Source organism: Alishewanella sp. HH-ZS, from assembly GCF_001704375.1.
Classification (GTDB): Bacteria; Pseudomonadota; Gammaproteobacteria; order Enterobacterales; family Alteromonadaceae; genus Alishewanella; species Alishewanella aestuarii.
Genome location: NZ_LZEJ01000092.1, coordinates 1 through 1228 on the forward strand (window position 1 = coordinate 1; position 1228 = coordinate 1228).

Below are 1228 nucleotides of genomic sequence, written 5' to 3' on the forward strand. Positions count from 1 at the left end.
ATGGCTAAGGCTAAATTTGAACGCGTAAAACCGCACGTAAACGTAGGTACAATCGGCCACGTTGACCACGGTAAAACTACACTGACAGCTGCTATCACTAACGTATTAGCTAAGCACTACGGCGGTCAGGCATTTGCTTTCGATCAAATCGACAAAGCACCGGAAGAAAAAGCCCGTGGTATCACGATCAATACTTCACACGTAGAATACGACACACCAACGCGTCACTATGCACACGTTGACTGTCCAGGTCACGCTGACTACGTTAAGAACATGATCACTGGTGCAGCCCAGATGGACGGCGCTATTCTGGTAGTAGCGGCGACAGACGGCCCAATGCCACAAACGCGTGAGCACATCCTGTTATCACGTCAGGTAGGCGTACCGTACATCATCGTGTTCATGAACAAGTGTGACATGGTAGATGACGAAGAGCTGTTAGAGCTGGTAGAGATGGAAGTGCGTGAGCTTCTGTCAGACTACGACTTCCCAGGTGATGACCTGCCAGTAATCCGCGGTTCAGCGTTAAAAGGTCTGGAAGGCGATGCCGAGTGGGAAAAGAAAATCCTGGAGCTGGGCGAAGCGCTGGATACTTATATCCCAGAGCCAGAGCGTGCAATCGATAAGCCGTTCATCATGCCAATCGAAGACGTATTCTCAATCGCGGGTCGTGGTACAGTAGTAACAGGCCGTGTAGAGCAAGGTATCATCAAAGTTGGTGAGACAGTAGAAATCGTAGGTATCAAAGATACAGTATCAACGACCTGTACTGGTGTAGAGATGTTCCGTAAGCTGCTGGACGAAGGTCGTGCAGGTGAGAACATTGGTGCACTGTTACGTGGCACCAAGCGTGAAGACGTAGAGCGTGGTCAGGTACTGGCGAAGCCAGGTTCAATCAAGCCACACACTAAGTTTGAAGGTGAAGTGTACGTACTGTCAAAAGAAGAAGGTGGTCGTCACACGCCATTCTTCAAAGGCTACCGTCCACAGTTCTACTTCCGTACCACTGACGTAACAGGTGCGGTAGAGCTGCCAGAAGGCGTAGAGATGGTAATGCCAGGTGACAACCTGAAGTTCACCGTAGAACTGATCTGCCCAATCGCGATGGACGAAGGTTTACGCTTCGCAATCCGTGAAGGTGGTCGTACAGTAGGTGCAGGCGTAGTATCTAAGATCATCGCCTAAGTCATACTGTTGTACAAAGAAGGCTCCGTAAGGGGCCTTTTTT

General features: G+C 49.9%; 1 protein-coding gene. It reads left to right on the plus strand.

Annotated features, from left to right (window positions below):
- Entirely contained in the window at positions 1-1185 is a 1185-nt protein-coding gene (gene tuf, locus A9165_RS16400) for an elongation factor Tu (protein WP_008609601.1), read from the plus strand.
- Positions 1186-1228 lie beyond the last annotated feature (43 nt).

What these genes read in the sequence shown, in the direction of transcription:
- tuf (WP_008609601.1), top strand. Translation starts at nt 1, where the DNA reads ATGGCTAAGGCTAAATTTGAACGCGTAAAACCGCACGTAAACGTAGGT.